Here is a 26,208-nt window from a genome sequence, read left to right on the forward strand (position 1 = left end):
CATAAGTAAAGGAACAACAATAATGGCTACAAAACCAGTGTTAGTACTTAAAGTCGGTGGTGCATTACTGCAATGTGAAATGGGAATGGCACGTTTAATGACAGCAGCTGCAGAAATGATCGCAGCGGGTCAGCAAGTGCTGCTAGTTCATGGTGGTGGTTGTTTAGTTGATGAGCAATTAACTGCTAACGGCAAAGAAACCATTAAGTTAGACGGTTTACGCGTCACGCCAGAAGATCAAATCCCTATTGTAGTTGGAGCACTTGCCGGTACTTCAAACAAAATTTTACAAGCGGCCGCGGCAAAAGCAGGCATTGTTAGCGTAGGCATGAGCCTAGGCGATGGCAATGTGGTAACCGCCAAAATAAAAGATGAACGTTTAGGCTTAGTCGGTGAAGTTGAGCCAAAAGATGCAACCTACTTAAACTTTATTTTAAACCAGGGTTGGATGCCGATTTGCAGCTCGATTGCGATTTCTGGCCAAGGTGAAATGCTAAACGTTAATGCAGACCAAGCCGCTACAGCACTGGCTAAGTTAGTTAACGGCACCCTGGTTTTATTGTCTGACGTTTCTGGCGTGTTAGATGGCAAAGGCCAGCTAATTAACAGCTTAAACAAAAGCGAAATTGAATATTTAGTTGCCCAAGGGGTGATTGAAAAAGGCATGAAAGTCAAAGTAGAAGCCGCACTAGAAGTTGCTCAATGGATGGGCAAGCCTGTGCAAGTTGCTTCATGGCGTGACGCCGAACAGTTAAAAACCTTAGTAAAAGGTGGGTCCGTCGGGACTCAAATACAACCTTAATGGAGTAGTAGTATATGCAGCACCTATTGTCGATCAAAGAGTTAACTCAATCTCAGCTTTTAGCTATTATCGAACTGGCTAAAAAAATTAAGCGCAACCCTGCTGAGTACCGTCGCGCCTTAGATGGTAAAAGCGTTGTGATGTTATTTGAAAAGCCATCACTTCGCACTCGAGTCAGCTTTGACATTGGCATTAATAAATTAGGTGGTCACTGCTTATACCTAGATCAACAAAATGGTGCATTAGGCCAACGTGAAACCGTTGCCGACTTTGCCACTAACCTTTCATGTTGGGCCGATGCAATAGTGGCAAGAACATACTCGCACACTACCATTGAACAACTTGCAGAGCATGGCAGTGTACCGGTAATCAATGCCTTGTCTGATCTGTATCACCCATGCCAGGCGCTTGCAGACTTTTTAACGCTATCAGAGCAGTTTGATGATGTAAGCCAGGCAAAACTTGCCTATGTTGGTGATGGCAATAATGTGACACACTCATTAATCTATGGGGCAGCCATTTTAGGCTTAACCATGACAGTGATTTGCCCAGAAGGCGCGTTTCCCGACGCGCTAATCGTGACCGAAGCGCAAGCGTTGGCACACAAAAATGGCGGCAAGCTAACCCTAAGTGCTGACATTAATGCTATTGAAGGCCATGATGCTATTTATACAGACACTTGGATTTCTATGGGTGATGATACGTCGCTTGCTGACATTAAAGCACGTTTTGCGCCTTACCAGGTTAACAGTGAGTTAATGGCAAAAGCCGGTGCAAAATACTTTATGCATTGTTTACCAGCACACCGCGGTGTAGAAGTAACCGATGAGGTGATGGACGGCGAAGGTTCATTGATTTTACACCAAGCAGAAAACCGCATGCATGCGCAAAATGCAGTGTTGGTTACCTTATTAAGTTAGTCACAAAATTGATTGATAATGCCAATGGCGTTATGTCGTTTACAAAAACATAAATGATTGATTGTAGGAATTGAACATGTCTAATGCAGTGAAAAAAACCGGCGTTAAAAAAGTCGTACTCGCGTACTCAGGTGGTTTAGATACTTCGGCCATTATCCCATGGTTAAAAGAAACCTACGATAATTGTGAAATTGTCGCATTCTGTGCCGACGTAGGCCAGGGCGAAGAAGAACTCGTAGGCTTACATGAAAAAGCCATCGCTTCAGGTGCTAGCGAGTGTCATATCGTTGACCTTAAAGAAGAATTTGTTGCCGATTACATCTACCCAACTATCGCTACAGGCGCAATTTATGAAGGTACTTACCTACTAGGTACTTCAATGGCGCGTCCAATTATTGCTAAAGCGCAAGTTGAAGTAGCCCGTAAAGTGGGTGCAGACGCGGTATGTCATGGTTGTACCGGTAAAGGTAACGACCAAGTACGTTTTGAAGGTTGTTTTGCTGCCCTTGCGCCAGATTTAAAAGTGATTGCACCTTGGCGTGAATGGGAAATGCGTAGCCGTGAAGACTTACTTGCATACCTTGCTGAGCGTAATATTAAAACCAGCGCATCAGCGACTAAAATTTACAGCCGTGATGCTAACGCATGGCACATTTCGCACGAAGGTGGCGAGTTAGAAGATCCATGGAACGAGCCATCAAAAGGCGTGTGGACATTAACCGTTGCCCCAGAAGACGCGCCAAACGAGCCAGAATATGTGTCACTAGCCATTAAAAACGGCCGTGTTACTCATGTTAATGACGAAGCATTGTCACCTTACGCTGCATTGATGAAGCTAAACGACATCGCTGGTAAGCACGGTGTAGGTCGTATCGACATTACTGAAAACCGTTTAGTGGGCATGAAGTCTCGTGGTTGTTATGAAACACCAGGTGGCACCGTCATGTTTGCAGGCTTACGTGCCATTGAAGAATTGGTATTAGACAAAACCAGCCGTACATGGCGCGAGCAAATTGCTGGCCAAATGTCGCATCTAGTATACGACGGTCGTTGGTTTACGCCTTTATGTAAATCACTTATCGCCGCGTCAGAATCATTAGCAGAATCTGTTAACGGTGATGTGGTGATTAAGCTATACAAAGGCCAGGCTACAGCAGTGAAAAAGCGTTCACCAAACAGCTTATACTCAGAATCTTTCGCTACCTTTGGTGAAGATGACGTGTATGACCAAAAACATGCTGAAGGCTTTATCCGTTTGTACTCTTTAGCAAGCCGTATTCGTGCGTTAAACACCAAATAAGGTTTACGCCAATACGACTAAGGCGCTGCAAAGCGCCTTTCTTATAATGACTTTTGAGTGATCTAAAAGAGTCATTATAAGAAAGAAAATAGTTAACCTGAACGCTAATCAGGTGACTTAACACCTACATTATTGAACACCCAGTTCTTAAACAGTTTTCAACACAGAGGATACCGACATGGCGTTATGGGGCGGAAGATTTCAGGGCGAAACCAGTGCACTTTTCAAGTTATTTAATGACTCACTGCCAGTGGATTATCGCTTATTTGAACAAGACGTTGTCGGCTCAATCGCATGGGCAGACGCCATTGCCAGCGTAGGCATTATTACCGCAAAAGAATGTACCGATTTGAAAGCCGCCTTAAACGAATTGCTGGTGGAGGTAGGTAATGACCCGCAAGCCATAATCAGCACAGGCGCCGAAGACATTCACAGCTTTGTTGAACAAAAGCTGATTGCCAAAGTGGGCGATTTAGGTAAAAAACTCCACACTGGCCGTTCACGTAACGATCAGGTCGCCACCGACTTAAAACTGTGGTGCAAAAAAGAAGGTGCGGCATTACTGGCTCGTTTAGGTACCTTGCACGCAGAGTTAATTGATTTAGCAGAGCGCGAAGTTGACGCCGTTATGCCGGGTTACACTCACTTACAACGTGCACAACCCGTGACATTTGGCCACTGGGCATTAGCTTATGTTGAAATGTACGAGCGCGACATTAGCCGCCTACAAGATGCACTTAATCGTGCCGACTCATGTCCGCTAGGTTCTGGCGCATTAGCCGGTACAGCTTACCCCATTGATCGCCACGCATTAGCGGCGGCATTAAATTTTGCCCGCCCAACGTTAAACAGCCTAGACAGCGTGTCAGACCGTGACCACGTGGTTGAGTTATGCAGCGCCGCATCAATTAGCATGATGCACTTAAGCCGTATGGCAGAAGACCTAATCTTCTTTAACTCTGGTGAAGCTAACTTTATCTCGCTCGCAGACGAAGTCACTTCAGGCTCATCGTTAATGCCGCAAAAGAAAAACCCAGATGCATTAGAGCTTATTCGTGGTAAAACCGGCCGTGTTTATGGCAGCTTAATGGGTATTTTAACCACCATGAAAGCCTTGCCATTGGCGTACAACAAAGACATGCAAGAAGACAAAGAAGGCTTGTTTGATGTGGTCGATAGTTGGGCCATTTGTTTAGACATGGCCGCCTTAGTATTGTCGGGCCTTAAAGTGAATCGCCCACAAGCATTAGTTGCCGCGCAACAAGGCTATGCAAACGCAACCGAACTTGCAGATTACCTAGTCGCTAAAGGCATGCCGTTCCGCGAAGCGCACCATGTCGTGGGTGAAGTAGTAGTATTTGCTATTAGCCAGCAAAAGCCAATTGAAGAGCTAACCGTGGCAGAGTTGCAAAAATTTGCCAAAGTAATTAGCGATGATGTGTATCCAAACCTTACCATCGAGGCGTGTTTAGAAAAACGTGATGTATTAGGTGGTACGGCAGTTAACCAGGTAAAAGCGGCTATAGCGGCTAAAAAAGCGTAATTTTACCGCAAGTCAGTCTTTAAAGAAGCCCTGTAGTATTCAGCAACAGGGCTTTTGTTATTTGTGCCATGCTTACTCGATTTGCCACAGCTGATGTGCTCTTTGAGCGTCTCCTGCGGGCGGTGAATAATAGCAGTTGCCGACGACTGCATGGACGCAGGAGATAGAGCAACGCAGGATCAGTTGCCGACGACTGCATGGACGTAGGAGATAGAGCAATGCAGGAGCAGTTGCCGACGACTGCATGGACGTAGGAAATAGAGCAACGCAGGAGCAGTTGCCGACGACTGCATGGACGCAGGAGATAGAGCAACGCAGGAGCAGTTGCCGAGAGTAATTTTGCCTACAATCCTATTACTTGCCTAGAAAGTACAGAACTCCCACTGAATGACCAGATAATTAGTGGAATTGGTATTAAGCACCATTAATAAACGCTTTGTTATCGATTAACTTGTTTGTTAAATTGCTGAGTAACATGATAAAAAATAGGAAAGGACCCTCCAATGAAAACCGCCACACATATAGCTCTCATCACCTTACTCGCGTCGGTATCTTCAATTCCGGTATTCGCTGATAACACTGAACATCTCGATAAAAAAGAATTACTGCTTACATGGATGCAAGGTCACTTCGACAGCGAACAACAATCAATAGCCGACAAAGAGTTTTATAATATTCACCTTAATATGGCGGCAATGTGGCCGAATGATCCTGGCAATTGGCTGTATGTCGAGCAAGCTGCTGCAACCCATTTAGACGAGCCTTATCGTCAGCGGGTATATCAGGTAACGCAAGTGTCAGACACTGAGTTCGCCAGTAAAGTTTATGGTTTTAGCAATGACAAACACTATGCCGGAGCATACAAATCTACCAACCCACTCGGTGAGTTAACCCCTAAGGATTTAATCGAAAGGCAAGGATGTACTGTGTTTTTAACTTGGTCTGCACAGCAGCAACATTTTGCAGGCTCAACCAAAGACAAACAATGCTTAAGCCAATTACGTGGCGCCAGTTATGCCACCTCAGAAGTGGTGGTGACTAAAGATAAGATTGTGAGTTGGGATCGCGGTTTTGACAGTAACGACCAGCAAGTTTGGGGCGCCGTAAAAGGCGGCTATGAATTTATAAAAGCCCAGTAAGACATACTACAAAACCGCCAATAATGGCGGTTTTTACTCACTGAACGTATTAGCGCCTCTATGGTAGCGGACAACCAAGATAATCTGTCAGTGTCGCCTTAAACAATGTGTCTTTTATCTCTGACGACAATTCAGTGGTCATGTCAGCCTGTACCGATGTATTAGGCTGATGTTGCAGCATATACAGCGGCGTGTAATCAGGTTCGCCAACGCTAGCCACCCAGCCACACGCTGTTTGTTTTTGCTCAGATCCTAAGTAGTCAGCTAACTTTTGTTCAAAGTTTTGCTGCTCAAGGGCAGACAAAGTCCAAATAGAATCTTTTTTGATTAATTCAACCACCTCATGTGACGGCTTATTTGGCACGCGCAAGGTATCAAAGTAAGCATAAGCACCCGCTAAAAAGTAGCCACTAATTGCAGAATCATAATCTTGCGATTTAATGCAAGCTGCAACCGAATGTAATAGCGCTACAGGCGTCGTTTTATTTGTCAGTTGCTCTTTGGCTAAGCAGCTAATATCGCCTGTCGGTTTAGCATAATCAGGGATGACGACCGCGACTTCAGGTTCTACTGGCGACGGCGTGCATGCCGGAATAAGCCGCTCATCTAATACTCTAATTTCCCAGTCATCTTTATTACCTGGACCGTGTTGTGCGGTGACTACATACCGCATACATTCTTTAGCAACCAGCGGATACACCAACGTTGACATTGCTTTTCTGCTGCGCAGAGGACCCGTAGTACTTAAATGAATAGTGTGATAACCCGGTTTAATATTTTTTGTCAGCTTGCCTGATTGAAATGCACCATCAATAGCGACAATTTCAACATTGTAATTGTTAGCATCAGAGACTTTACTCTGGCTGCCATCAATGATTGCGTATGGGGTGGATTGACATCCCGTTAAAAACAAACAGCCGATTATTAAAGGTAATTTCATTTTATTTTTGCTTTTTTAGAAAAAGTAAACACATCAACACTTATTTGCGTGCCTTAAGCATTGGGTAAATGGACCATTGGTATAAATGAAGACTTGATGGAAGGAGATAACACTAGGTGTCATTAAGCTGAACAGCAAAGCGGCAATGCTCACTTTAAAGATTAAAGCACTTTCCATAGCACTCATTATTTGACTAATGTAAAATTTTTGTTTCAATTTGGTCAAGATAATTATTAGTTTAAAGGTGATTTTGATAGACTCAGTTACACTTTTATGTTGTTTTATTATGCGGTTACCTTGTCAAAGTGCACACTTAAGCTTACAAGGTTAATCGTTGACCATGTGAGTATTCTTGATTGTTAGCAGGGCATTTATCAGCCATAATTTTAGCCACTAATGTCAATTGGCGACGTTAATCTGTAATGTTAGTTAACCACTTATCAATGGCGTGCATCTCAATAATTTATGGCTTTAGAACATTCGTCTAGCAGCAATAACCCTTGTTCTCGCAGTCGCGACAGATTGTCGTGGCTTCGATGTACCTTGCGCCGCAGCCAGCAAGAGGCTGTGGCATCGTCTACCATGACAGCCACCAGTGATAACTTTTTTAATGCGTATGCGATTTTTTTAGGTGCCAGTTTAGGCCAAATGGGCTGGGTGACTGGATTACCACAACTGTTTGGCGCCTTGGCTCAGTTATTGTCTGTGTGGCTGGCGAGCCACTTTAGCCGTAGGCAATTTATTGTAGTCTGCGCTGGGCTACAGGCCGGTGTGGTATTAGGCATGGGCGCGTTAGCCGCGTTTCAGCCTGAAAATGCCGTGTGGCTTTTTATTGGTTTAGCTGTGCTTTATCAAGGGTTTATTAACTTAATCCAACCCCATTGGCGGGCGTGGATGGGCATGATAGTCCCTCAGCGCCGACGCGGGGCCTTTTTTGCCTCTCGCACCCGTTTAACCATGATGGCCTCGCTGAGTGTTTTTTTTGTTGGCGGCGGCATATTAACCCTAACCGACTCAATGCAAATGGCCTGGCTTGGGTTTAGCTTGCTGTTTTCGATTGCGGCAATGGGGCGATTTGTTTCCGCCTGGTTGCTGTTGCAAATGCACGACCCTGAACCTCGAGCGGCTAAAGCCTCTGGGGTGTTTAACCAAACCTTATATAACTTCCGTCAAGCGTGGAAAGACAAAACCTTCCGTCATTACAGTTTGTTTGTTGCTGGTATGCAGTGCATGGTCGCCATTTCGGCGCCGTTTTTTGCGGTGTACATGCTAGAAGACTTGCAGTTTACTTACTTTGAATTTGTATTATCAAGTGTCGCTTCCATCTTTACCCAATTTATCACCTTGCGTTTTTGGGGCCGCTTTAGCGACTTATACGGCAACCGGTTAGTGATGATTATCACCAGCTGTTTAATACCAGGTTTGCCTTTATTGTGGCTATTTTCAGATAATTATATGTACATTTTAGCTGTTCAAGCATTTTCAGGTTTTGCCTGGAGCGGCTTTACCTTAAGTACAGCCAACTACCTTTACGACATTCGGCCTTTTCGCAGCGACTTTGCGACTTACGCGGCATTACAGGCAGCATTAAGTGCTGGTTTTGTATTTGTAGGCGCTATGGTGGGTGGCTCTATTGCCTCATATGCAGAGGCTTTTTTGGTGTGGACAGGCTTAAAAACCTGGCTCGATAACCCCATTTTTGTGGTGTTTATTGTTTCAACCACCATGCGCACACTGGTAACTCTGTGGTTTATTCCACGTTCGGTTGAGCCTAAAGCGCGCCCAAGGCCAGAGCTGCTTACGCTTATTTTTCGTATTCGAGGCTTTAATGCTATTTCGGGTGTCAGCCTGGACTGGCTCACCGTGGCCAAGAAAAAGCGCGATAACAAAAATGCGAAAGATAAAGATTAATCGAGGCGGTAATCAAAAAACTTACGTTTATCAGGGCCTGATGCATTCGCACTGATTTTATTAGGGTGTTTATACTCATCCCAGCTGGCTACATTGCGGCCAATGTTTAGCTGTGGAAAGTTTAATTGTGGAAAGCTTAGCTGCGGAAAACTTATTCGAGGTAAGCTTGCCTGCGACAGCGCTGCCGCATCAGGCAAGGGCAACTCAATAAATTGCAAAAGTGTACTTAAACTACCAGCCACACTGATATCAATCGCCATAAAATCATCACGATCTGCAAAGTAGCTAAACACTTGCTGCTGGTGGCGCTGATAACAGGCCGTTAAATGCGTTTCATCAAACACATCTTTAACCCGCCATATATCAAAGCAATGATTAAAACTGCGCTTCATCACCGGATGAAAGCGGCCACTGTCTTTATCTAAATGCACTAGCATGCGGCCCAGTAACATTTGCATCGACGGCAACCACTTATCTAACGGCCTATCTAAATAGACAAATTTAGCATTGGGAAATAACACATCTAACTGCCGGTAATCGCTAAAACACGGCGCATCAGACACCGCATCGGCCAACATAAACGCTTGTTTAGTAAACGCTTGGTGGGCCACGGTTAAGCCATGTTCAAGCAGCGCCACGCTCACGCTAGTCGTGCCGGTACATGGCTTAGGAGGAGTTATTTATGTACATATATGCTATGAGTATTGATTTTAAGGACTTCTACAATACATATGGTCCAATAACAACATGTATTATATTGGAGCGTTTATTAATAACATGAATTTTAATGTGTAATCAGTAGTCCTTCACTGCTAAAAGATTGCTTCGTGTTTAAGTTAACTTACGTGAATAAAGTAATAATAAAAATTTGTTCCAGTCACTGTAATATTCTTCAATAATGAGCTAGCTAATGATGATCGTTAGCTGCAATCCGGTGTGATGTGATTAAGTTGGCTTACTCAAGCTCGATATACCAGAAATCTCTATAAGAGAAACTGTTGCACTTACTTCAGCTCAGATTAATGGACAGTATTCATTTTGATAAAGTAACAAAATCAAGTTTTTGAAACGGAATGATGATACGTTAAGATCTTGTATGTGAGTATTTTTTTTAAAATGCTGCATTTACTTAAAACTTTGTACAGAGCCTGTACATATACCGTTCCAGCAAACAGTTTCAAGTAAACCAACAATACGGACCAGCGGGGGCATTTGAACGAAAACCTACGGTTTTGACTCCCAGGCCCTCCGCGTAACCGTAGGTTTCCGAAGAATCACCCCTTCCCCTCATCTTCAATAAAGTACGTACCATTGGGCAACACATGCTTATAGGGCAATAACGAGATATGGGATAAGGTCTTGTCGTCGATATCCTCCCCCTGCTGCCGGAGCTGCTCAACCACGTCATTTATCTTGATCGTGTTCCAGTACAGAATGGCATTGGATACAAAGCTGAGGCTGCTGGCCTTGTTCATGATTTCCTCATAGTCTCCAGTGGTGAATTCCCCCTGGTCCGCAAAGAATATCCAGCGCGGCAGTTTGTGCCGGTATTCCCCTTTGTTCAGTTGCCGCTGGACGGTTTGGCGCAGGTCTTTGTCAGTCAGGTACCGCAGAATGTATTCGGTCTTGATGATCCGGCCCAGGTTGGTAAAGGCCTTGGTGAGGCGATCGGAGGGTGAACTATTGGTCAACCGTTGAACGATGACGTGTGCTGGCGCAGTTTTCTGCTTCAGAGAAATGACCACCCGCATCATGTATTCCCATTGCTCCTCAATGATCGACAGACCAGCTGTTTTCGTGAGTAAATGGTTGAGGTCACCGTAATCGACGGATTTGTCGATACGGTATAGCTGCTGATCCTTCAGATCCCGAATACGTGGCATAAAGTAGAAGCCGAGCAAATGACAGAGGGCGAAGACGATTTCAGTGTACCCGTGCGTATCGGTGGTGTGCTCTCGGATTTTCAGAATCGTGTTGTTTTCCAGCAGGCCGTCCAGAACATACAGGGCTTCACGAGGGCTACAGGAAATGATCTTGGTGCTGAACACGGAATATTGATCGGATACGTGGGTGTAGATCCCGATGGCTTTTTCATAGTAGCCGTAATAGCGGGGATAGTATGAAGCCAAGAGACTGTCGGCGCGGATTTTAAAGCGTTGCGCATCTTAAGAGGACAATGTACCGGAGCCATACACCGCACTCAACGGCAGCTCATGGTGTTGATTCACAATTTCAGCACTGGCGTTGACCAGGGTTTCTTCGCGAATATAGTATTGCAGGATATGCCTTAGCATATCGACAGTAACGCCATTGACGCTGTTACTCATGGACACGACGCCCAGGTTTGTGGCTTGTGAAATAATGGCAGCCATCAGGCTTTTGTAAAAGTTTTTGGGTCGTGACTGGTGATGCTGGATAGGGACAAAGTGACGACTGTAATGCGTCATTTGATCCACCTCCATCAGCAGTTGGTTGACTTTATCCGGTACGTCCAGCTTGTCGTCACGCTTGAGTTTCAGCCTGCCATTGTGTATCTCGGCGAAATTATCCAGTCCAAAACGCTTTTGCGCTGCTGACACCGCTTCGTGGAACTGGGTTGAAATGGCGGAACGCACTTCGTGCGGCAAAGGCTGCTGTAGCTCGGTATAGACAGTGTGTTTGGTTTCATCCCAGTTGGGCTCGTTCAAGGTCAGATCCCAGAACGACACATGCTGTTTGCTCTGTGGCAAATACAAATCGCCGGAACGCAACGCATCTTTCATCGCGAGAGCAAGACCCATTTCCCAAACATTGCGATTGATGTTGCCGGTTTGATCTTTAAGGCTGCGACGCAGCTCGCGGGGAATGAACGCAGTCGGTGTATTCTCCGGCAGTTTTTTCAGATCGCCGTCATCCAACTGCCGGACGAACTGGATGGCTTTTATCAGTGGCCCAGAACCTTTCGCCACTTCAAACGGTAACCGTATAAAGTCGGAAAAATACTTTCGTAAACTGGGGTAACGGGTCAGCAACAAATCGCAATAGCCGCGTTCTTCCAGGCGTTTAAAAATGTGCAGATCCTCAATGGAGGCCAGCAAGTGTTTCTCGTCAATACGCTGCCATAAGTCATTCTTGTACAACGGCTGTTCCTCCGGCCATTCCAGCAAAACATGCGTGGTATCGAGCACAGCATCGATGGCTTTCTTCTGGCGTTTACGGAATTCCTTGTGCTTTTTGTCGTGACTGTTTCTGGTTTGTCGGCACAGTTCCGTCATGTACTGATCGTGCATTTTGACCAGGTTATCCAGCAGAATCTTGCGGGATTCTAACAGGAAGCACACCATCAGGGCATAGCGCTTGTGGTCTTTGAAGCGTTTCATGTCCTTGGCGGTGTAGCGCTTGGTCAGTCGATACAGGTAGTGAAGAAAAGCGGTATCAATGACCTTTTCCTCGAATTCATTAATGCCGGTGGCCACCAGATTGTCATAGCGCTCCAAATAGCGTTTCAGTGATGAGATTTTGGCGGCCGGTGGATACTCTTTGAGTTGGTTGAAGTAGGTTCGCTGATTACCGTCTGTGGTTTGCAACAGATCGTCGATGGCACCGCGCAGTTCAGGGGACATCTGATCAAACACCTGCTCAAAAAGCTGAGTGTGAACCTGGTTACAAATACGGATGATCTGCCGTTCGATGGTCGAGGGCCCGGGTAACACAATACGGTTCAGCAGCAGGTAGCGCTCTGCCCGGTGAAAAAGTTCATCCGGCAGCAGCCCCTGGCGAGCATGTTCTTCAATCCAGCGGTCCAGATCCGCTTCCGCTTTGTTATCAAACCGCTGAAAGCCCAGATACTTGAGGATGTTGTTCCGATGCTCCAATAGTGTCGCCTCCCGTTCGGGCACGTCCACGGTTAGCGTGGGCGGGAGGTCGAGTTGACTGCTCAGGTAGCTGATTACCCGGGAGGATAGATCATGGAGTTGGTAAAGAAACCGGCCATAGAGACGCATGGCGCACAGTTGGATAGCAAATCCCAGACGGTATTGCTTACGGTACTTGTTGACCACCTGGCAATCGCGTCGGCTCAGCGTCCAATCGCGAACCATTTCTTCCTCGGAAAATCGTTGTGGCAGCATTAACGGCTGGTATCGCTGCTGGTTGGTTAAGAACTGCTCTTTGGCTGTCATGGGTTCTCACTTGGGCTCAGTCACGCCAACTACTCCTATAGCGTTGTTTTTATTGATTTTTTTACATTCGTGAGTCGCCATTGTCGCATCTAACAATCAGACGGCATTGTAATCACGAATAGACGATAATAAAATAACGAATAGACGAATTTCAACCATCAATTAGCCGAGCGCTTATTTTATGTACCCACGTTATTCTGAAATCAATGTCAAAGAAGCGCTGAGCGACACCCCGGTGGTCTTTGTGATGGGGCCTCGCCAAGTCGGTAAAACCACTCTGGTGAAGGCGTTGATTGGTGAGATGGGCGCTGAAAACTGGGAATACATTACCCTAGACGATCAGGCCCAGTTCGAAATTGCACAAGCTGATCCCGTCGGGTTCATCCGTAATCTGCCACCGAAACGAATTGCGCTTGACGAGGTGCAGCGCCTGCCTGAACTGTTCGTCTCCATCAAGCAGGCTGTGGATGAACAACGCACAGCCGGTCGCTTTCTTCTGACGGGTTCCGCCAATGCCTTGTTATTGCCCCGGCTATCAGATTCCCTGGCCGGCCGAATGGAGTCGGTTCGCCTGACAACGCTTTCCGAATGCGAGATCCACGGACGACCCCCCAGCTTTTTAAGCAAACTACTGAACCAGGAAGCGCCTTCGGCTCAGGACATTCGTGTGCGGGATCATCTACTGCAACGGTTGATTACGGGGTGTTTCCCCGAGCCTCTGCAACGTGCCAATGAGCGGCGAAGCACCGCTTGGTATCAACAGTACGTCAGTACATTGATCCAGCGGGATATCCGCGATCTGACCCATATCGATCACCCCGATTTGATGGCCAAGTTACTCAAACTCACCGCCTTTTATGCCGGGAAACTGGTTAACCTGACCGAACTGGGCGCTAAACTTGGGCTGGATCGACTGACCATCAAAAAATACATGGCGTTGTTGGAGCAGTTGTTTCTGGTGGAACAGCTGCCGGCCTGGCATTCCAACGAATATAAGCGCCTTGTGAAAACACCCAAACTGCACTCCATTGATACCGGCATGATGTGCGCCGTGCGGGGCCTCAATCGGGAGCGCCTGCTGAAACAGCCAGGTGATTTTGGGTTGGTGCTGGAATCCTTCGTCTACAACGAATTGCGCAAACAGGCGGTGTGGATCGAGGAGCCCTTGAACTTCTACCACTACCGTGACAAGGACAAGGTGGAGGTCGATGTGATCATTGAAAACGCCATGGGCGATTGTTTTGCCATTGAAGTCAAAGCGGCGGCAACCTTGAGCACGAAAGATTTTACCGGCTTGAAACGCTTTCAAAGTGTGGCCGGCGAGCGCTTTAAAATCGGTGTCCTGCTATACGATGGCGATCATACGACGGCTTTTGGTGACAATCTATATGCTATCCCGCTGGGAGCGCTCTGGTCATGAACGAAAATCACACCATTGGCCAGCTGGCCAAGGCAGCAAGTGTCAACGTCGAAACCATCCGCTACTACGAACGCCGTGGGTTGATCTGTCAACCACCCAAACCCGCGGAGGGATACCGTACTTACCCAAACGCAACCTTGGCTCGAATTTTATTCATCAAACGCGCTCAGGAACTGGGTTTTACGCTGGATGAGATCAACAACCTGCTGTCATTGGGCGGGTCGCATTGCTCGGAAGTCCAGGAACTGGCCGAAGCAAAGCTGGCCAGCGTGCGTGAAAAAATTAACGATCTGCACCGCCTGGAACAGGTGTTGGAAGAACTCGTCACAAAGTGTCGGACCAATCCTGATAATGCGGCTTGTCCTATTGTTGAATCCCTCCAACCTGATCCTCGTCAATAAAAGGCATTGGACTTGACTCCGTACCTTGGTACGGCATTTACACTGATTTCATCAGGTCAATAAAATGGAGTCGGCGATGCCGGGAAAAGAGTCATTCACCAACACAAGGCTACCTATCATCGGTGGCATTACCGCTGCCATCGGCGCGAGCCTGTGTTGTATTGGGCCTTTCCTGCTCTTGTCACTAGGTATCAGCGGGGCCTGGATTGGTAATTTGACCCTGCTGGAGCCCTACCGTCCCGTATTCGTCATGCTGGTTATGCTGTTGTTCGGTTGGGCGGGCTGGCAGATACATCGACCGGTCGAGGCCTGTGAACCGGGAACCGCCTGCGCTGTGCCGCATACTCCGAAACGGCGGCAAATAGTTTTCTGGATCGCGGTAATCGTCGCGCTGGTTCTTGTTACCAGTACCCACTGGATTCCTCTGTTCGCATGAACACCCTGGAGCTAACCATGCAGAAAATCATTCTCGGTCTCGTATTCACCATCGCTAGCTTCTCGGCCTGGGCCAAGCCACAAACCATCACGCTGGATCTGCCAACCATGAACTGTGCCATGTGCCCGATCACGGCTAAAAAGGCGCTGACCAGGGTCCAAGGCGTGATAGAAGCCGAGGTCAGTTATGAGCATAAGCAAGCCGTAGTGACCTTTGAGGATTCTCTGACCAACGCTGACAGATTGGTCGAAGCGACCACCAATGCCGGTTATCCGTCAACTATTGTAAAAAAGGAAACACCATGATGTCAGAGGTGATTTTGCAGTCCGAGCTGACTTGTCCCGAATGCGGCCATAAAAAAACAGAAACCATGCCCACGGACGCCTGCCAGTGGTTCTACGAGTGTGAACAGTGCCATGTTTTATTGAAGCCGAAGCTCGGTGACTGCTGTGTGTACTGTTCCTATGGCTCGGTACCTTGCCCGCCGATACAGTTCTCACAAGGCAATAAAGACACAGGAACCTGTTGTGGCGGTTAATTGGACCTCGCAAATCTGCATGTCACTCACCCGGTTAAGTCGATAATTTTCCAGTATCAATCCACCTGTCATGATCTCTGGAAGATAAAGGAGCGAGCCTTGGTAAAGCCCCTCTATCAAAACGGTTTCCAATCGACTGTAATTTATACTTCTCTTGACTCTATAGCTGCTATAGAGTTTACAATTGCGATCAATAATCATTAGCGATTCATGAATAAGAGAACACCGAGATGTTTGATTGCAGGAACCCACTGTTATTGCAACGCCTGAAACGAGCCACCCTTCATGCCATCATATTTCTGATGCTGCCACTTTCTCTATCTACCGGGGCGAATGAAGCTGAGATCCCAGACAACGTTACTCAACTCCGGCAACTGGCACAGCTCGCTGAATACATAGGCGTTGATTATGCCGAAGCGGTGAAAGACGGTCAGGTGATTAATGACAATGAATATCAGGAGATGGTGGAGTTTTCACAACTGATTGTTAGCAAGAGCTCGCTGGCCGCCACTGCTGATGCAGAGTCACTCGCAGTGCAAGCAAAGGCCTTGCAGAGGGCCATCCATGATAAGAAAGGTGTTGATGAGATCCGTCAAATGAGTGCCAGCCTACGCGGCACATTGTTAGGATTGATGCCACAATTATCCCTGCCGGAACGGATGTTACCTCAAGAAAAAATCCAGCCGGTATTTGAGACTAACTGCGGATCGTGCCACGGCGTATCCGGTCAGGGTGACGGCGTGCTGGCAGCACAACTCGATCCCGCGCCCACAGACTTTACCGATAAAGAGCGGGCATTAAATCGATCAATTTTGGGTTTATACGACGCCATTACCAATGGCATCGACGACACCGCCATGCCCGCTTTTCAACAGCTATCGGAGCAAGAGCGTTGGTCACTGGCATTCTATGTCGGTGGACTCGCTTTTCATTCCAGCGAACCTGCTCACAATGATTTGAATATTACCAAACTGCAGCTGATTAATCACAACCCACTGCAACTGGCAGCAGCACGCCCTGATATAACCCTACAAGCTTTGGAGAGTTTACGCGCTAACCCCTCGGCATTATTCAAGGCATCCCAAGATCCCTTGGCAATCACATGGAATCGACTTCAAGCCGCCCAAAAAGCGCATCAGAAGGGAGATTTTTCAACCGCAAGTGAACTCGCCGTCAGTGCTTATCTGGACGGTTTTGAACTGATTGAAAACAGCCTCGATGCGCATGACAAAGCACTGCGCCAATCCATCGAGTCCAACATGATGGCACTACGACAATTGACCAGCCGCCCCGACGTAAACGGAGAATTGGGTGCGCTAATGGCGGAGACGCGGCATTTGTTGGATGACGCACAACGTTTGTTATCAGAGTCCACCTTGTCCGAAGGAACTTTATTCACTGCTAGTCTGGTCATATTGTTGCGCGAAGGCCTGGAGGCATTGCTGGTTATCATTGCCTTAACGACGGTTTTGATAAGAACCGGGCGTCGGGATGCGCTTAAATATGTCCACATAGGCTGGATTGCGGCATTACTTGCCGGTGGTGCCACCTGGATCGCCGCTCAATCGTTGATCACGATCAGTGGTGCCAATCGTGAAATCATGGAGGGAATTGCCGCTTTATTGGCCGCGTTGGTACTGCTCTATGTTGGGATCTGGATGCATAGCAAAACCCAGGCTGCACAATGGCAAGCCTACATTCAGCAACATGTCGATACCCAACTTAAGTCTGGCACCTTGTGGGGGCTGGTGGCGTTGGCATTTGTGGCGGTTTACCGGGAGGTGTTTGAAACCGTATTATTTTATCAATCGCTGTTAACGCAGGCGGTATCAACCCAATATTCTTCTGTTGGTGGTGGCTTTGCGCTCGGTTTGTTGCTGTTAGCCATATTGGCGTGGGTGTTGATTCGCTTTTCCGTCAAGCTGCCGATCGCCAAATTCTTTTCAGCCACCACCTACTTGCTGCTAGCGCTGGCATTTGTCCTGATGGGCAAAGCTGTGTCGGCATTACAGGAGGCGGCCATCATCGGTATGACGCCATTACCTGTGAGTTTTGAGATTGACTGGATTGGCGTCAAATCCACCTGGCAAGGCGTGCTTGCGCAACTTTCGGTACTTCTGGTTTACCTGGTATTTTTAATACTGTCCAAATCAAAACGCGCAACATCACCGCCGATAACACAGGCGTCCGATTTCAAGCGCGTAAGTGTTACCGCTTCTGATGCTGATTAGTGGTTAACGTTTGCAAGATGCCGCACTGTTCGATCGTCCTTTCACTGGAGCAGCTGCGGCGAAGTGATTTCAAATGCTCGCGCAGCTGAACCAGCTCCTGAATGCGCGTTTCCACTTGTTGAATGTGCGTATCCATCATGCGATTGACTTGATCACATTGCGCACCCGGTGAGCGTTTTAATGTGAGTAGCTGGCGGATCTCGGACAAACTGAGATCCAGGTTACGGCAGTGCTTGATAAATAGCAGCTGTTCGACAGCAGCTTCATCGTAAAGTCGAAAATTGCCGTCACTACGCTGTGTCGTGCACAGCAACTGTTCTTTTTCATAGTAACGGATAGTTTGCACCGAGCAATCCGTCTTTTTTGCCAGCTCGCCAATCTTCATTTATTCAATCTCTGTGCTTGACTCTATAGTAACTATAGAGTTTAAACTGCCCACCTTGGATAGAACAAGGGTTTTTTATGACGACCACATGCGGTGGCAATTGCCAAAATAACGCGACGGAGAACACTCCCCAAATTGCCGAAGTACACGACGCTTCTCATGGCGGCTTTGTTAGTGAGTATCATGTCCCCAAGATGGACTGTCCTTCAGAGGAAGGCATGATCCGTATGGCGTTGGACAGTGTGCATCCTAAAGTCACATTGGAATTCGATACCCCCAAGCGCAAGGTGAGTGTCTACCATGGTGATAACGCTGACCTTATTAAAAAAAGAATGCAATCAGTCGGTCTGGGCGCGAGACTTGTCAGTACAATGCCCGTCGCCAGCGAGTCCATCGCCCGTGCGCAGGCGTCTGCAAAACAGGAGGCAGAAAGAGAAGCTGGCATTCTCAAGTGGCTACTGGCAATCAATGGCATCATGTTTGTCATTGAAATCACTGTCGGCTGGTGGGCGCAATCCACTGGTTTGATTGCGGACTCCCTGGATATGTTCGCTGATGCCGCCGTCTACGGCGTGGCGCTGTATGCCGTAGGGCACAGTGTGCGGATGAAGTTGCGTGCAGCCCATTTTTCCGGTTGGCTTCAGATCATTCTCGCCTTGGGCGCTTTGGGCGAGGTGGTAAGGCGATTGGTATTGGGTAGTGAACCGGTTTCCACTTTGATGATGAGCTTCGGGCTTGTTGCCCTGGCGGCCAATGTGACCTGTCTGCTGTTGATTGCCAAAAGCCGGGATAGCGGCGCCCATATGAAAGCCAGCTGGATTTTCTCCGCCAATGACGTGATTGCCAATCTAGGGGTGATCCTTGCCGGTGGATTGGTGGCCTGGACGGGCTCACGTTATCCAGACTTGGTGATTGGCCTTATCATCGGTTTGATTGTGTTGAATGGCGCGCGCCGCATCTTGCAACTTAAGTCCTGAGACACCGGGCACAATATGAACAACAAGCAATCGTCTTATGATACACCGCCAATAAAGATCCTCGACCTGGCTCGCTTTGACAGGCGGATAACAGGTAAACGAAAGGCGCCGGGACAATCGTTGATTGACTCCGCAATCAAAGGTGGTATGCTTCGCAGGCTATTCCATTTCATTGGGGTTATATTCGGTTTATGAGTCGAAAAGCACTGTCTTATCTGCTGTTAGTCTTGATTGCACTGCAATCAGTGACAGCTATGGCTGACGTTCATCCCCTTGATTATTCGGATACAGCCCCTTATTCCTCCGATGGCTCATCATCGGCAATGCTGGATAGCTCGACCGTTATTGATCCTGCAGATCAAAATACCGCGCCTGACGATCTGTTTCATTGCCATCACCATGGCTGCCATTGCCATGTCTATTTATCCGGTAACCTGACTCACTCAAACTTTTTGCATAAACATTCGTTGCATAACAACTATCAAGCCCTCATTCCCGAGGCCCCATCCTCGTCGCTGTACCGCCCTCCAATCGCCTGATTTTACCGATTAAGTTTTTTCTGTGTTGCCGTTATCGCTGCAACGCGCGGTTTGAATTATCTTAAATAAGTAGGATCTACCATATGCTATCAATACGTACTGCGCCGGGTTCTGGCGCTTTGGGGCGGAGGAATATCAAAAGCCGATGTATTCTGTTCAGTTTATTATTTTTCATTTCTTCGTCGGGGCTTAGCGCCGAGCCTGGGGACTCAACGATCACGCTGACCAATGCGGTGCAGCGCGCCTTGTCACAAAACCCGTCTTTAAAAGTTTTTCCCTACCGCTACGCAGCCCTTCAAGGGCAGGCCGAAACAGCCGGGTTAAGGCCGGCGTATGAGCTGGGATTTGACGCTGAAAATGTCGGGGGCACTGGGGACTTCAGCGGCGCAGGTGGTGCTGAACTCACCATTGCGCTGTCTTCGGTCATCGAAATGGGGGATAAGCGCGCGGCACGGCAAGGCGTAATCTCCCACAGTCGGTCGGTGCTCAATGCCAGCCGACAGGTGGAATCCTTGGCCTTATTGGGCGAAGTCACCCGCCGTTACGTCGATGTGCTAGCGGCACAGGAGCAGGTCACCCTGGCTGGCGAGGCCGCCCAGTTGGCGAGCGAGAGCTTACGCATTGTGAAAAAGCGGGCTACGGCGGGAGCGACACCCGAGGCGGAAGTCAAACGGGCACAGGCCGCTGCCGAGCAAGCGAAGCTCGCTTTGCTTTCGGAGCAGCAACGGCTTGCTTATTTGAAAGTGTCGTTGTCTGCCCTGTGGGGGGTAACCTCACCGGACTTTGACAAAGTGGAAGGTGATCTATTCCAGTTTGGCGAGGACGTGGCATTCGACCTGTTGTACGCCAAAGTTGAAAAAAATCCTGCGATAGAAGTATTCGCAGCAGAGTCCCGCCTCAAAGAAGCAGAAATACGCCTTGCTCAAACCCAATCCAGTGCCGATATCAGTTGGTCGGTGGGGGTTCGTCGCTTGCAGGAAACCGATGACACCGCGTTGGTAGCGGGTTTCAGCATGCCGTTGTTTTCCGGCAAGCGAAATGTCGGCGCCGTTTCGACCGCGTTGGCCGAAAAAAATCAGGTGTTGGCAGAGCGCGATGTAATGCTGCTGGATCTACACACGCAACTGTTCCGGGCTTTTCACAACCGCAAACAAGCCATTGTCGCGGTAGAGGCACTGCGCACCGCCATCATTCCCGCCCTTGAGCAGGCCCTGGTAGAAACTCAGGCGGCCTATCAACGCGGTCGCTACGGGTATCTCGACTATGTCAGCGCGCGGCAGGAATTATTGAGCGCCAGGCGCACCCAGATCGAAGCGGCCGCAGCCGCCTTAACCTATGGTGCAGAAATTGAGCAGCTAACAGCAGAGCCCTTGGCCTTGACACAGTATGGCGAAGACAACACATTTTCAGGAACCCCACAATGAAATCAAATACCCAGTTAAAAAAATCATTTATCCGTCTAATTACGTGTTGCTTTGCGATCACCCTGTTGTCTGGACAAACTTTCGCCGAGACGGGTCACGGAGAAGAGGAAGAGCACGGTGAAGAAGGCCACGTCGAGCTGACCCAGGAGCAGATAAAACATGCCGGCATTACGCTGGCAACCGTTACCTCGGGCACCATCCGCGATGTTTTGCCAGTATATGGCGTCGTCGCCACCAACGCAGAGCGTGTACAGTCGGTAACGGCACGCTTCGACGGCGTTATTCGGGAAGTTAAAAAAAGTGTTGGTGATCCGGTTCGCAAAGGCGAACCCCTGGTGACTGTGGAAGCGAATGAAAGTCTGAAAACCTATTCGATAGTATCCGCACTCAATGGTGCCGTTACCCAGCGTAATGCAAACGCTGGCGAGCACACTACGGATATCCCGTTGTTGGTAGTACAGGATTTCTCAACGGTTTGGGTAGAGCTGTCGATTTTTCCCAAGGATGTTGCCCAGGTTGAATTAGGCCAGCGGGTTCGCATTCTCAGTCTCGATTCGACCCAAATCGCAGAGGGAAAAATCATCTATATTGCGCCGCTTGGCCAAGCTGGTAATCAGGCCATTATGGCGCGCGCTTTGATCGACAACCCGAATGGCATTTGGAAACCCGGTCTCTTTGTCAACGCGCAAATCACCCGCGCAGAAATAGCCGCTCCAATGGTGATCCGCAACGAAGCCTTGCAAATCGTCGAGGATAACCCTGTCGTTTTTGTTCGGGGTGAGGAAGGTTTTGAACCACGTACAGTGACTTTGGGGCGAACCGACGGTGAGCTAAGCGAAGTGGTGGCAGGTCTGTCCGCAGATGAAGTGTATGTCAGCAAAAACAGCTTTACTCTGAAATCGGAGCTGGGCAAGGAGGATGCTGAACATGGACACTAAAACAGTATTCTTGGCACCATTTACGACGTCGAACCACCTACACGGCTTTAACCGGTCATATGAACCCACAATAGGAGTTCACCATGATCGATAAACTCATTCAATTTTCCATCGCGCGCCGCTGGCTGGTGATGTTTCTGGTGCTGGTAATTGGGGCCCTGGGTGTCTGGAACTATCAGCAGCTGCCCATTGACGCGGTACCCGATATCACCAATGTCCAGGTGCAAATCAATACGGAAGCCCCAGGTTATTCACCACTGGAAGTGGAGCAACGCATTACCTACCTGGTAGAACTGGCCATCACTGGGTTGCCCTATGTGGAGAGCACCCGTTCGCTGTCACGCTACGCCCTGTCTCAGGTGACCGTGGTGTTTGAAAAAGGCACGGACATCTATTTCGCCCGCAACCTGATCAACGAACGATTACAGCAGGCGAAAAGCGAGATGCCTTCGGGGATCGAACCGGTTATGGGACCCGTTGCCACAGGTCTCGGTGAAATCTTTCACTATGCGGTGCATGCAAAACCGGGCGCCTTGCAAGAAAACGGTGAGCCCTATGATGCAACGGCCTTACGCACCTTGCAGGATTGGGTGATCCGTCCCCAGTTGCGTCTGGTTCCAGGTGTTACCGAAGTCAATACCATTGGCGGCTTTGAAAAGCAGTTCCACATCACCCCTGAGCCTGCAAAGCTGCTGGCCTACCAGCTCAGCTTCGACGATCTGGTGGCGGCATTGGAGAAAAACAACGCCAACATCGGTGCCGGATATATTGAAAAAAATGGCGAGCAATATTTGATCCGCGCACCCGGACAGGTAGCTGACATCCCGGCGATCGAAAAAATCATCGTCGCCCGTCGTGACGGCTTACCTATTACCGTGGCTGACGTGGCCGAGGTGGGATTCGGCAAGGAATTGCGCACCGGTGCTGCGACGCTCGATGGTGAGGAGACAGTATTGGGTACCGCCGTCATGCTGTTGGGCGGTAATAGCCGGACGGTTTCCCAGGCGGTGTCGGCCAAGTTGCTGGAGATCAATAAAACGCTGCCTGAAGGCGTGATTGCTGAGCCGGTTTATAACCGTACGGTACTGGTCGATAAAACCATTGCCACGGTACAGGCCAACCTGGCGGAAGGCGCGATATTGGTTGTTGTCGTGCTCCTGGTCATGCTGGGCAACGTGCGGGCGGCCTTGCTCACCGCAATGGTGATCCCTTTGTCAATGTTGATGTTGATGACAGGCATGGTGCAAACCAAGGTCAGTGCCAATCTGATGAGTTTGGGCGCACTCGATTTTGGCTTGATTGTGGATGGCGCGGTGATCATTGTCGAAAACTGCATTTTGCGCCTGGCCGGACGTCAGCACCACCTTGGGCGCACCTTAAAGCTGGACGAACGTTTTCAAACGGTGTTTGCGGCCACCCGCGAGGTATTTACACCGAGTTTGATCAGCGTATTGGTAGTGATTCTGGTGAACTTACCCATCCTGGCGCTGACCGGCGTGGAAGGCAAAATGTTTACGCCCATGGCCATGGCGGTAATCATGGCCTTGCTGTCTGCGCTGGTGCTGTCACTTACCTTTGTGCCTGCCGCCGTGGCGCTGTTTATGACGGGGCATATTGAGGAGAAGGACAATTTCATTGTTCGCCATTCCAAACGGTTTTACGCCCCGGTTTTGGCGTGGGCACTCAAATTTCGCGTACTCGTATTGTCTGCGGCCCTGATCTTTGTGGTTTTGGTCGGCGCACTGGCAACGCGGATGGGTACGGAATTTATCCCGAATCTGGATGAGGGCGATATTGCCATCCAGGCGCTGCGAATACCGGGTACCAGTCTCACTCAATCTTTGGATATGCAGTTTCAATTGGAAAAAGCGGTGCTGGAAATCCCTGAAGTCAAAACCTACTTCTCGCGCGTCGGCACGGCTGAAGTCGCCAGTGACCCCATGGGGCCGAACATTTCCGATGGTTATGTCATGCTCAAGGATCACAGTGAATGGCCTGACCCTGACAAAACCAAAGCGCAGTTGCTGGAGGAAATCGGTGAGAAGTTATCATTATTGCCGGGTAATGCCTTCGAGATCAGTCAGCCGATCCAGCTGCGTTTTAACGAGTTAATATCGGGTGTGCGTTCCGATCTCGGGATCAAGGTGTTTGGCGACGATTTGACGCAACTGCTGAAATCGGGCGGCGAAATCGCGGCGGTATTGAACGGTATCAAGGGCGCCGAAGGGGTTAAGGTCGAGCAGGTGTCTGGGTTACCTATTCTGTCCATTAATGCCGACCGTTCAGCCATGTATCGCTATGGCTTGAATGTCGCCGATGTGCAGGACGTAGTCGCCGCCGCCACGGGTGGTGAAGAGGCCGGCCTGATCTTTGAGGGCGATCAGCGTTTCTCGATAGTGGTGCGGGTAGCCGAGCGCGTCAGGGGTGACTTGCGCGCGTTGGAGCGTTTGCCGATACCGCTGCCAGACGGCGGCTACGTGCCGCTGCGGGAAGTGGCTAGTCTCACCCTGGCCCCTGGACCTAATCAGATCTCTCGCGAAAACGGCAAGCGGCGACTGGTTGTCAGCGCGAACGTTCGCGGTCGTGATTTGGGTGGTTTTGTGGCTGAAGTTCAGGGCAAAGTTGCGCAGCAGGTGAAATTGCCGCCCGGCTATTGGCTGGAGTATGGAGGCACCTTTGAGCAACTGCAATCGGCCACGCAGCGGTTAAGCCTGCTTGTCCCCGTTACCCTAGTGATGATTTTTGCACTGTTGATGATGACCTTTGGCTCAGCAAAAGATGCGGCATTGGTCTTTAGTGGCGTACCGCTGGCGCTGACCGGTGGCGTTATCGCCTTGTGGTTACGGGACATCCCCCTCTCGATTACCGCCGGTGTTGGGTTTATTACTTTATGCGGTGTATCGGTACTGACCGGGGTCATGATGGTGTCGGCCTTTCGAGATGAGCTCAATCGCGGTGAATCCGTCGAGCAGGCGATTCTGGGCGGCGCCATGTTGAGATTGCGGCCGATATTGATGGTCGCTCTGGTGGCCGCATTAGGTTTCCTGCCGATGGCACTCAATACCAGCACCGGGGCGGAAGTCCAGCGGCCACTGGCCACGGTGGTTATCGGCGGCATTATCTCATCCACGTTACTCACTCTATTGGTACTTCCCGGCCTTTATCGACTGGCTTGGCGAAGGCCAAAAGCGATTGATAACAATGGCGAACCGATCGCTGAGTAATACCCGCTGGATCGCGGCAAGTATTCCCTTGCCGCGATCCATCTAACAGTAATAGCGAATTTTTTTGGAGTATTTACATGAAACAAATTACCGCCTTTATCCACCACGTTCGATCCGCCGATGTCATCGATGCACTGCGTGACGCAGGCTACAAAAACCTATCATTACTCGACATCAAGGGGACTTTAAAGCCCTTAGGCGAGCAGGAGTTGGCCTATTCTGCCGAAGCTGGCGTGGTTATCTCAGAAGTCCAATTATCACTGGTCTGTGATGACAATCAGGTGGATGAGGTGACGACCATCATTCGCAAAACCGGGAAAATCGGACCCAACATATCCGGTTGGGTATACGTCACCCCTGTCGAGCAAGCGCTACCGATTGGAGGAAAAGAAAATTAACTTCATGGCGAACTCTAACCCGACAAACACCTTTTGTGGTTGGCTGTGTCTTTCCGGTTTGATATTACTGATGGACCAGGCGAGTAAGTATGCCGTTGAGCGTACGATAGAGTACGGTGAGCGCGTGGAGATTAACTCAATTCTTAATATCGTACACATGATGAATCCTGGGGCTGCATTCAGCTTGCTAGCTGATGCTGGTGGCTGGCAACGCTATTTCTTTATTGCATTAGCCTCTGGCGTATCGGTTTGGTTGGTTTGGACAATGCGGCGGCGTCCAACCCGGCTTGAAGCGGCGAGCTATTCGATGCTGCTTGGTGGTGCATTGGGCAACCTGGTTGATCGTGTATGGCGTGGATCGGTAGTGGACTTTCTTGATTTTCACTGGAGCTATTCTCATTGGCCAGCATTCAATCTGGCTGATACAGCGATATTCATAGGGGTATGTATTTTTATTGTGAGTACCATAGGTAGTAGGAATCATCAAGTTCATGATGAAGGCGATAACAGCGACCATGAAAACAACAAAGGAATGAGGTAAGTGGAGAACACGCTCCCGCTGTGGCATGTGGAGCGTGTTCT

Annotated in this window: 22 protein-coding genes and 1 pseudogene; 19 read left to right on the forward strand and 4 right to left on the reverse strand. The window is 48.9% G+C overall.

Features of this window, described 5'->3' with window-relative positions; genetic code table 11:
* Positions 1-22 precede the first annotated feature (22 nt).
* The 5 genes from argB to IEW93_RS16500 all read left to right on the forward strand — a co-directional run bounded on the left by argB (position 23) and on the right by IEW93_RS16500 (position 5,704).
* Positions 23-802 (forward strand): acetylglutamate kinase, encoded by a 780-nt coding sequence (gene argB / locus IEW93_RS16480; protein WP_188740383.1) that lies wholly within the window; start codon positions 23-25, stop codon positions 800-802.
* Between the two features lie 14 nt (positions 803-816).
* Positions 817-1,722: an ornithine carbamoyltransferase gene (locus tag IEW93_RS16485; protein ID WP_188740384.1), complete on the forward strand. Its 906-nt coding sequence runs from the start codon at positions 817-819 to the stop codon at positions 1,720-1,722.
* A 76-nt stretch (positions 1,723-1,798) separates the two neighbouring features.
* Entirely contained in the window at positions 1,799-3,022 is a 1,224-nt protein-coding gene (locus IEW93_RS16490) for an argininosuccinate synthase (protein ID WP_188740385.1), read from the forward strand.
* Between the two features lie 178 nt (positions 3,023-3,200).
* Positions 3,201-4,565 carry an argininosuccinate lyase gene (gene argH / locus IEW93_RS16495; protein WP_188740386.1) on the forward strand — a complete coding sequence of 455 codons (1,365 nt, stop codon included), beginning with the start codon at positions 3,201-3,203 and terminating at the stop codon, positions 4,563-4,565.
* 503 nt (positions 4,566-5,068) lie between these two features.
* On the forward strand, positions 5,069-5,704 hold the full coding sequence (locus tag IEW93_RS16500; protein ID WP_188740387.1) for a chromophore lyase CpcT/CpeT: 636 nt from the start codon (positions 5,069-5,071) through the stop codon (positions 5,702-5,704).
* A 58-nt stretch (positions 5,705-5,762) separates the two neighbouring features.
* Here IEW93_RS16500 and IEW93_RS16505 read toward each other — a convergent pair whose 3' ends face one another.
* Positions 5,763-6,644: a hypothetical protein gene (locus IEW93_RS16505; RefSeq protein WP_188740388.1), complete on the reverse strand. Its 882-nt coding sequence runs from the start codon at positions 6,642-6,644 to the stop codon at positions 5,763-5,765.
* Positions 6,645-7,109: 465 nt separating this feature from the next.
* On the opposite strand from IEW93_RS16505, the gene IEW93_RS16510 reads away from it, so the two are divergent.
* The gene (locus tag IEW93_RS16510) at positions 7,110-8,555 is read left to right on the forward strand and encodes an MFS transporter (protein WP_188740389.1); all 1,446 of its coding nucleotides are present in this window, start codon (positions 7,110-7,112) and stop codon (positions 8,553-8,555) included.
* Here the strand turns inward: IEW93_RS16510 and IEW93_RS16515 are convergent.
* Positions 8,552-9,235 carry a sulfotransferase gene (locus IEW93_RS16515; RefSeq protein WP_188740416.1) on the reverse strand — a complete coding sequence of 228 codons (684 nt, stop codon included), beginning with the start codon at positions 9,233-9,235 and terminating at the stop codon, positions 8,552-8,554. The two genes, IEW93_RS16510 and IEW93_RS16515, sit on opposite strands and share 4 nt — an antisense overlap.
* 594 nt (positions 9,236-9,829) lie before the next feature.
* Positions 9,830-12,715, reverse strand: a pseudogene (locus tag IEW93_RS16520) (Tn3 family transposase).
* A 181-nt stretch (positions 12,716-12,896) separates the two neighbouring features.
* On the opposite strand from IEW93_RS16520, the gene IEW93_RS16525 reads away from it, so the two are divergent.
* From IEW93_RS16525 to IEW93_RS16545, 6 genes are all read left to right on the forward strand, one after another.
* Positions 12,897-14,135 (forward strand): ATP-binding protein, encoded by a 1,239-nt coding sequence (locus IEW93_RS16525; protein ID WP_188740390.1) that lies wholly within the window; start codon positions 12,897-12,899, stop codon positions 14,133-14,135.
* Positions 14,132-14,536 (forward strand): mercury resistance transcriptional regulator MerR, encoded by a 405-nt coding sequence (gene merR, locus IEW93_RS16530; protein ID WP_188740391.1) that lies wholly within the window; start codon positions 14,132-14,134, stop codon positions 14,534-14,536. The genes IEW93_RS16525 and merR overlap by 4 nt, the downstream gene beginning before the upstream one ends.
* A gap of 76 nt (positions 14,537-14,612) precedes the next feature.
* Complete coding sequence (locus tag IEW93_RS16535; RefSeq protein ID WP_188740392.1) at positions 14,613-14,972, forward strand: mercuric transporter MerT family protein; 360 nt, start codon at positions 14,613-14,615, stop codon at positions 14,970-14,972.
* 17 nt (positions 14,973-14,989) lie between these two features.
* The gene (gene merP / locus IEW93_RS16540) at positions 14,990-15,277 is read left to right on the forward strand and encodes a mercury resistance system periplasmic binding protein MerP (RefSeq protein WP_188740393.1); all 288 of its coding nucleotides are present in this window, start codon (positions 14,990-14,992) and stop codon (positions 15,275-15,277) included.
* Positions 15,277-15,510 carry a GDCCVxC domain-containing (seleno)protein gene (locus tag IEW93_RS22045; RefSeq protein WP_140907623.1) on the forward strand — a complete coding sequence of 78 codons (234 nt, stop codon included), beginning with the start codon at positions 15,277-15,279 and terminating at the stop codon, positions 15,508-15,510. Before merP ends, IEW93_RS22045 begins: the two co-directional genes overlap by 1 nt.
* 230 nt (positions 15,511-15,740) lie before the next feature.
* Positions 15,741-17,741 (forward strand): cytochrome c/FTR1 family iron permease, encoded by a 2,001-nt coding sequence (locus IEW93_RS16545; RefSeq protein ID WP_188740394.1) that lies wholly within the window; start codon positions 15,741-15,743, stop codon positions 17,739-17,741.
* Here IEW93_RS16545 and cadR read toward each other — a convergent pair.
* On the reverse strand, positions 17,719-18,126 hold the full coding sequence (cadR, locus tag IEW93_RS16550; RefSeq protein WP_188740395.1) for a Cd(II)/Pb(II)-responsive transcriptional regulator: 408 nt from the start codon (positions 18,124-18,126) through the stop codon (positions 17,719-17,721). The two genes, IEW93_RS16545 and cadR, sit on opposite strands and share 23 nt — an antisense overlap.
* A gap of 77 nt (positions 18,127-18,203) precedes the next feature.
* Between cadR and IEW93_RS16555 the strand changes: the two genes are divergently transcribed.
* The 7 genes from IEW93_RS16555 to lspA all read left to right on the forward strand — a co-directional run bounded on the left by IEW93_RS16555 (position 18,204) and on the right by lspA (position 26,167).
* Entirely contained in the window at positions 18,204-19,103 is a 900-nt protein-coding gene (locus IEW93_RS16555; RefSeq protein WP_011711494.1) for a cation efflux transmembrane domain-containing protein, read from the forward strand.
* A 191-nt stretch (positions 19,104-19,294) separates the two neighbouring features.
* Positions 19,295-19,642, forward strand: a complete 348-nt coding sequence (locus IEW93_RS16560; protein WP_188740396.1) for a hypothetical protein — start codon at positions 19,295-19,297, stop codon at positions 19,640-19,642.
* An 83-nt stretch (positions 19,643-19,725) separates the two neighbouring features.
* Positions 19,726-21,066: a TolC family protein gene (locus tag IEW93_RS16565; RefSeq protein WP_188740397.1), complete on the forward strand. Its 1,341-nt coding sequence runs from the start codon at positions 19,726-19,728 to the stop codon at positions 21,064-21,066.
* Positions 21,063-22,004 (forward strand): efflux RND transporter periplasmic adaptor subunit, encoded by a 942-nt coding sequence (locus IEW93_RS16570; protein WP_188740398.1) that lies wholly within the window; start codon positions 21,063-21,065, stop codon positions 22,002-22,004. Before IEW93_RS16565 ends, IEW93_RS16570 begins: the two co-directional genes overlap by 4 nt.
* Before the next feature lie 83 nt (positions 22,005-22,087).
* Positions 22,088-25,228 (forward strand): efflux RND transporter permease subunit, encoded by a 3,141-nt coding sequence (locus IEW93_RS16575; RefSeq protein WP_188740399.1) that lies wholly within the window; start codon positions 22,088-22,090, stop codon positions 25,226-25,228.
* A 77-nt stretch (positions 25,229-25,305) separates the two neighbouring features.
* The gene (locus IEW93_RS16580) at positions 25,306-25,626 is read left to right on the forward strand and encodes a P-II family nitrogen regulator (RefSeq protein WP_188740400.1); all 321 of its coding nucleotides are present in this window, start codon (positions 25,306-25,308) and stop codon (positions 25,624-25,626) included.
* 4 nt (positions 25,627-25,630) lie between these two features.
* The gene (gene lspA, locus IEW93_RS16585) at positions 25,631-26,167 is read left to right on the forward strand and encodes a signal peptidase II (protein WP_140907663.1); all 537 of its coding nucleotides are present in this window, start codon (positions 25,631-25,633) and stop codon (positions 26,165-26,167) included.
* The last annotated feature ends 41 nt before the right edge of the window (positions 26,168-26,208 follow it).

The organism is Shewanella inventionis (assembly GCF_014641855.1).
GTDB lineage: Bacteria > Pseudomonadota > Gammaproteobacteria > Enterobacterales > Shewanellaceae > Shewanella > Shewanella inventionis.

Coding starts and splice junctions, on each gene's coding strand:
- argB (WP_188740383.1), top strand. CDS start 23: ATGGCTACAAAACCAGTGTTAGTACTTAAAGTCGGTGGTGCATTACTG.
- IEW93_RS16485 (WP_188740384.1), top strand. CDS start 817: ATGCAGCACCTATTGTCGATCAAAGAGTTAACTCAATCTCAGCTTTTA.
- IEW93_RS16490 (WP_188740385.1), top strand. CDS start 1,799: ATGTCTAATGCAGTGAAAAAAACCGGCGTTAAAAAAGTCGTACTCGCG.
- argH (WP_188740386.1), top strand. CDS start 3,201: ATGGCGTTATGGGGCGGAAGATTTCAGGGCGAAACCAGTGCACTTTTC.
- IEW93_RS16500 (WP_188740387.1), top strand. CDS start 5,069: ATGAAAACCGCCACACATATAGCTCTCATCACCTTACTCGCGTCGGTA.
- IEW93_RS16505 (WP_188740388.1), bottom strand. CDS start 6,644: ATGAAATTACCTTTAATAATCGGCTGTTTGTTTTTAACGGGATGTCAA.
- IEW93_RS16510 (WP_188740389.1), top strand. CDS start 7,110: ATGGCTTTAGAACATTCGTCTAGCAGCAATAACCCTTGTTCTCGCAGT.
- IEW93_RS16525 (WP_188740390.1), top strand. CDS start 12,897: ATGTACCCACGTTATTCTGAAATCAATGTCAAAGAAGCGCTGAGCGAC.
- merR (WP_188740391.1), top strand. CDS start 14,132: ATGAACGAAAATCACACCATTGGCCAGCTGGCCAAGGCAGCAAGTGTC.
- IEW93_RS16535 (WP_188740392.1), top strand. CDS start 14,613: ATGCCGGGAAAAGAGTCATTCACCAACACAAGGCTACCTATCATCGGT.
- merP (WP_188740393.1), top strand. CDS start 14,990: ATGCAGAAAATCATTCTCGGTCTCGTATTCACCATCGCTAGCTTCTCG.
- IEW93_RS22045 (WP_140907623.1), top strand. CDS start 15,277: ATGTCAGAGGTGATTTTGCAGTCCGAGCTGACTTGTCCCGAATGCGGC.
- IEW93_RS16545 (WP_188740394.1), top strand. CDS start 15,741: ATGTTTGATTGCAGGAACCCACTGTTATTGCAACGCCTGAAACGAGCC.
- cadR (WP_188740395.1), bottom strand. CDS start 18,126: ATGAAGATTGGCGAGCTGGCAAAAAAGACGGATTGCTCGGTGCAAACT.
- IEW93_RS16555 (WP_011711494.1), top strand. CDS start 18,204: ATGACGACCACATGCGGTGGCAATTGCCAAAATAACGCGACGGAGAAC.
- IEW93_RS16560 (WP_188740396.1), top strand. CDS start 19,295: ATGAGTCGAAAAGCACTGTCTTATCTGCTGTTAGTCTTGATTGCACTG.
- IEW93_RS16565 (WP_188740397.1), top strand. CDS start 19,726: ATGCTATCAATACGTACTGCGCCGGGTTCTGGCGCTTTGGGGCGGAGG.
- IEW93_RS16570 (WP_188740398.1), top strand. CDS start 21,063: ATGAAATCAAATACCCAGTTAAAAAAATCATTTATCCGTCTAATTACG.
- IEW93_RS16575 (WP_188740399.1), top strand. CDS start 22,088: ATGATCGATAAACTCATTCAATTTTCCATCGCGCGCCGCTGGCTGGTG.
- IEW93_RS16580 (WP_188740400.1), top strand. CDS start 25,306: ATGAAACAAATTACCGCCTTTATCCACCACGTTCGATCCGCCGATGTC.
- lspA (WP_140907663.1), top strand. CDS start 25,631: ATGGCGAACTCTAACCCGACAAACACCTTTTGTGGTTGGCTGTGTCTT.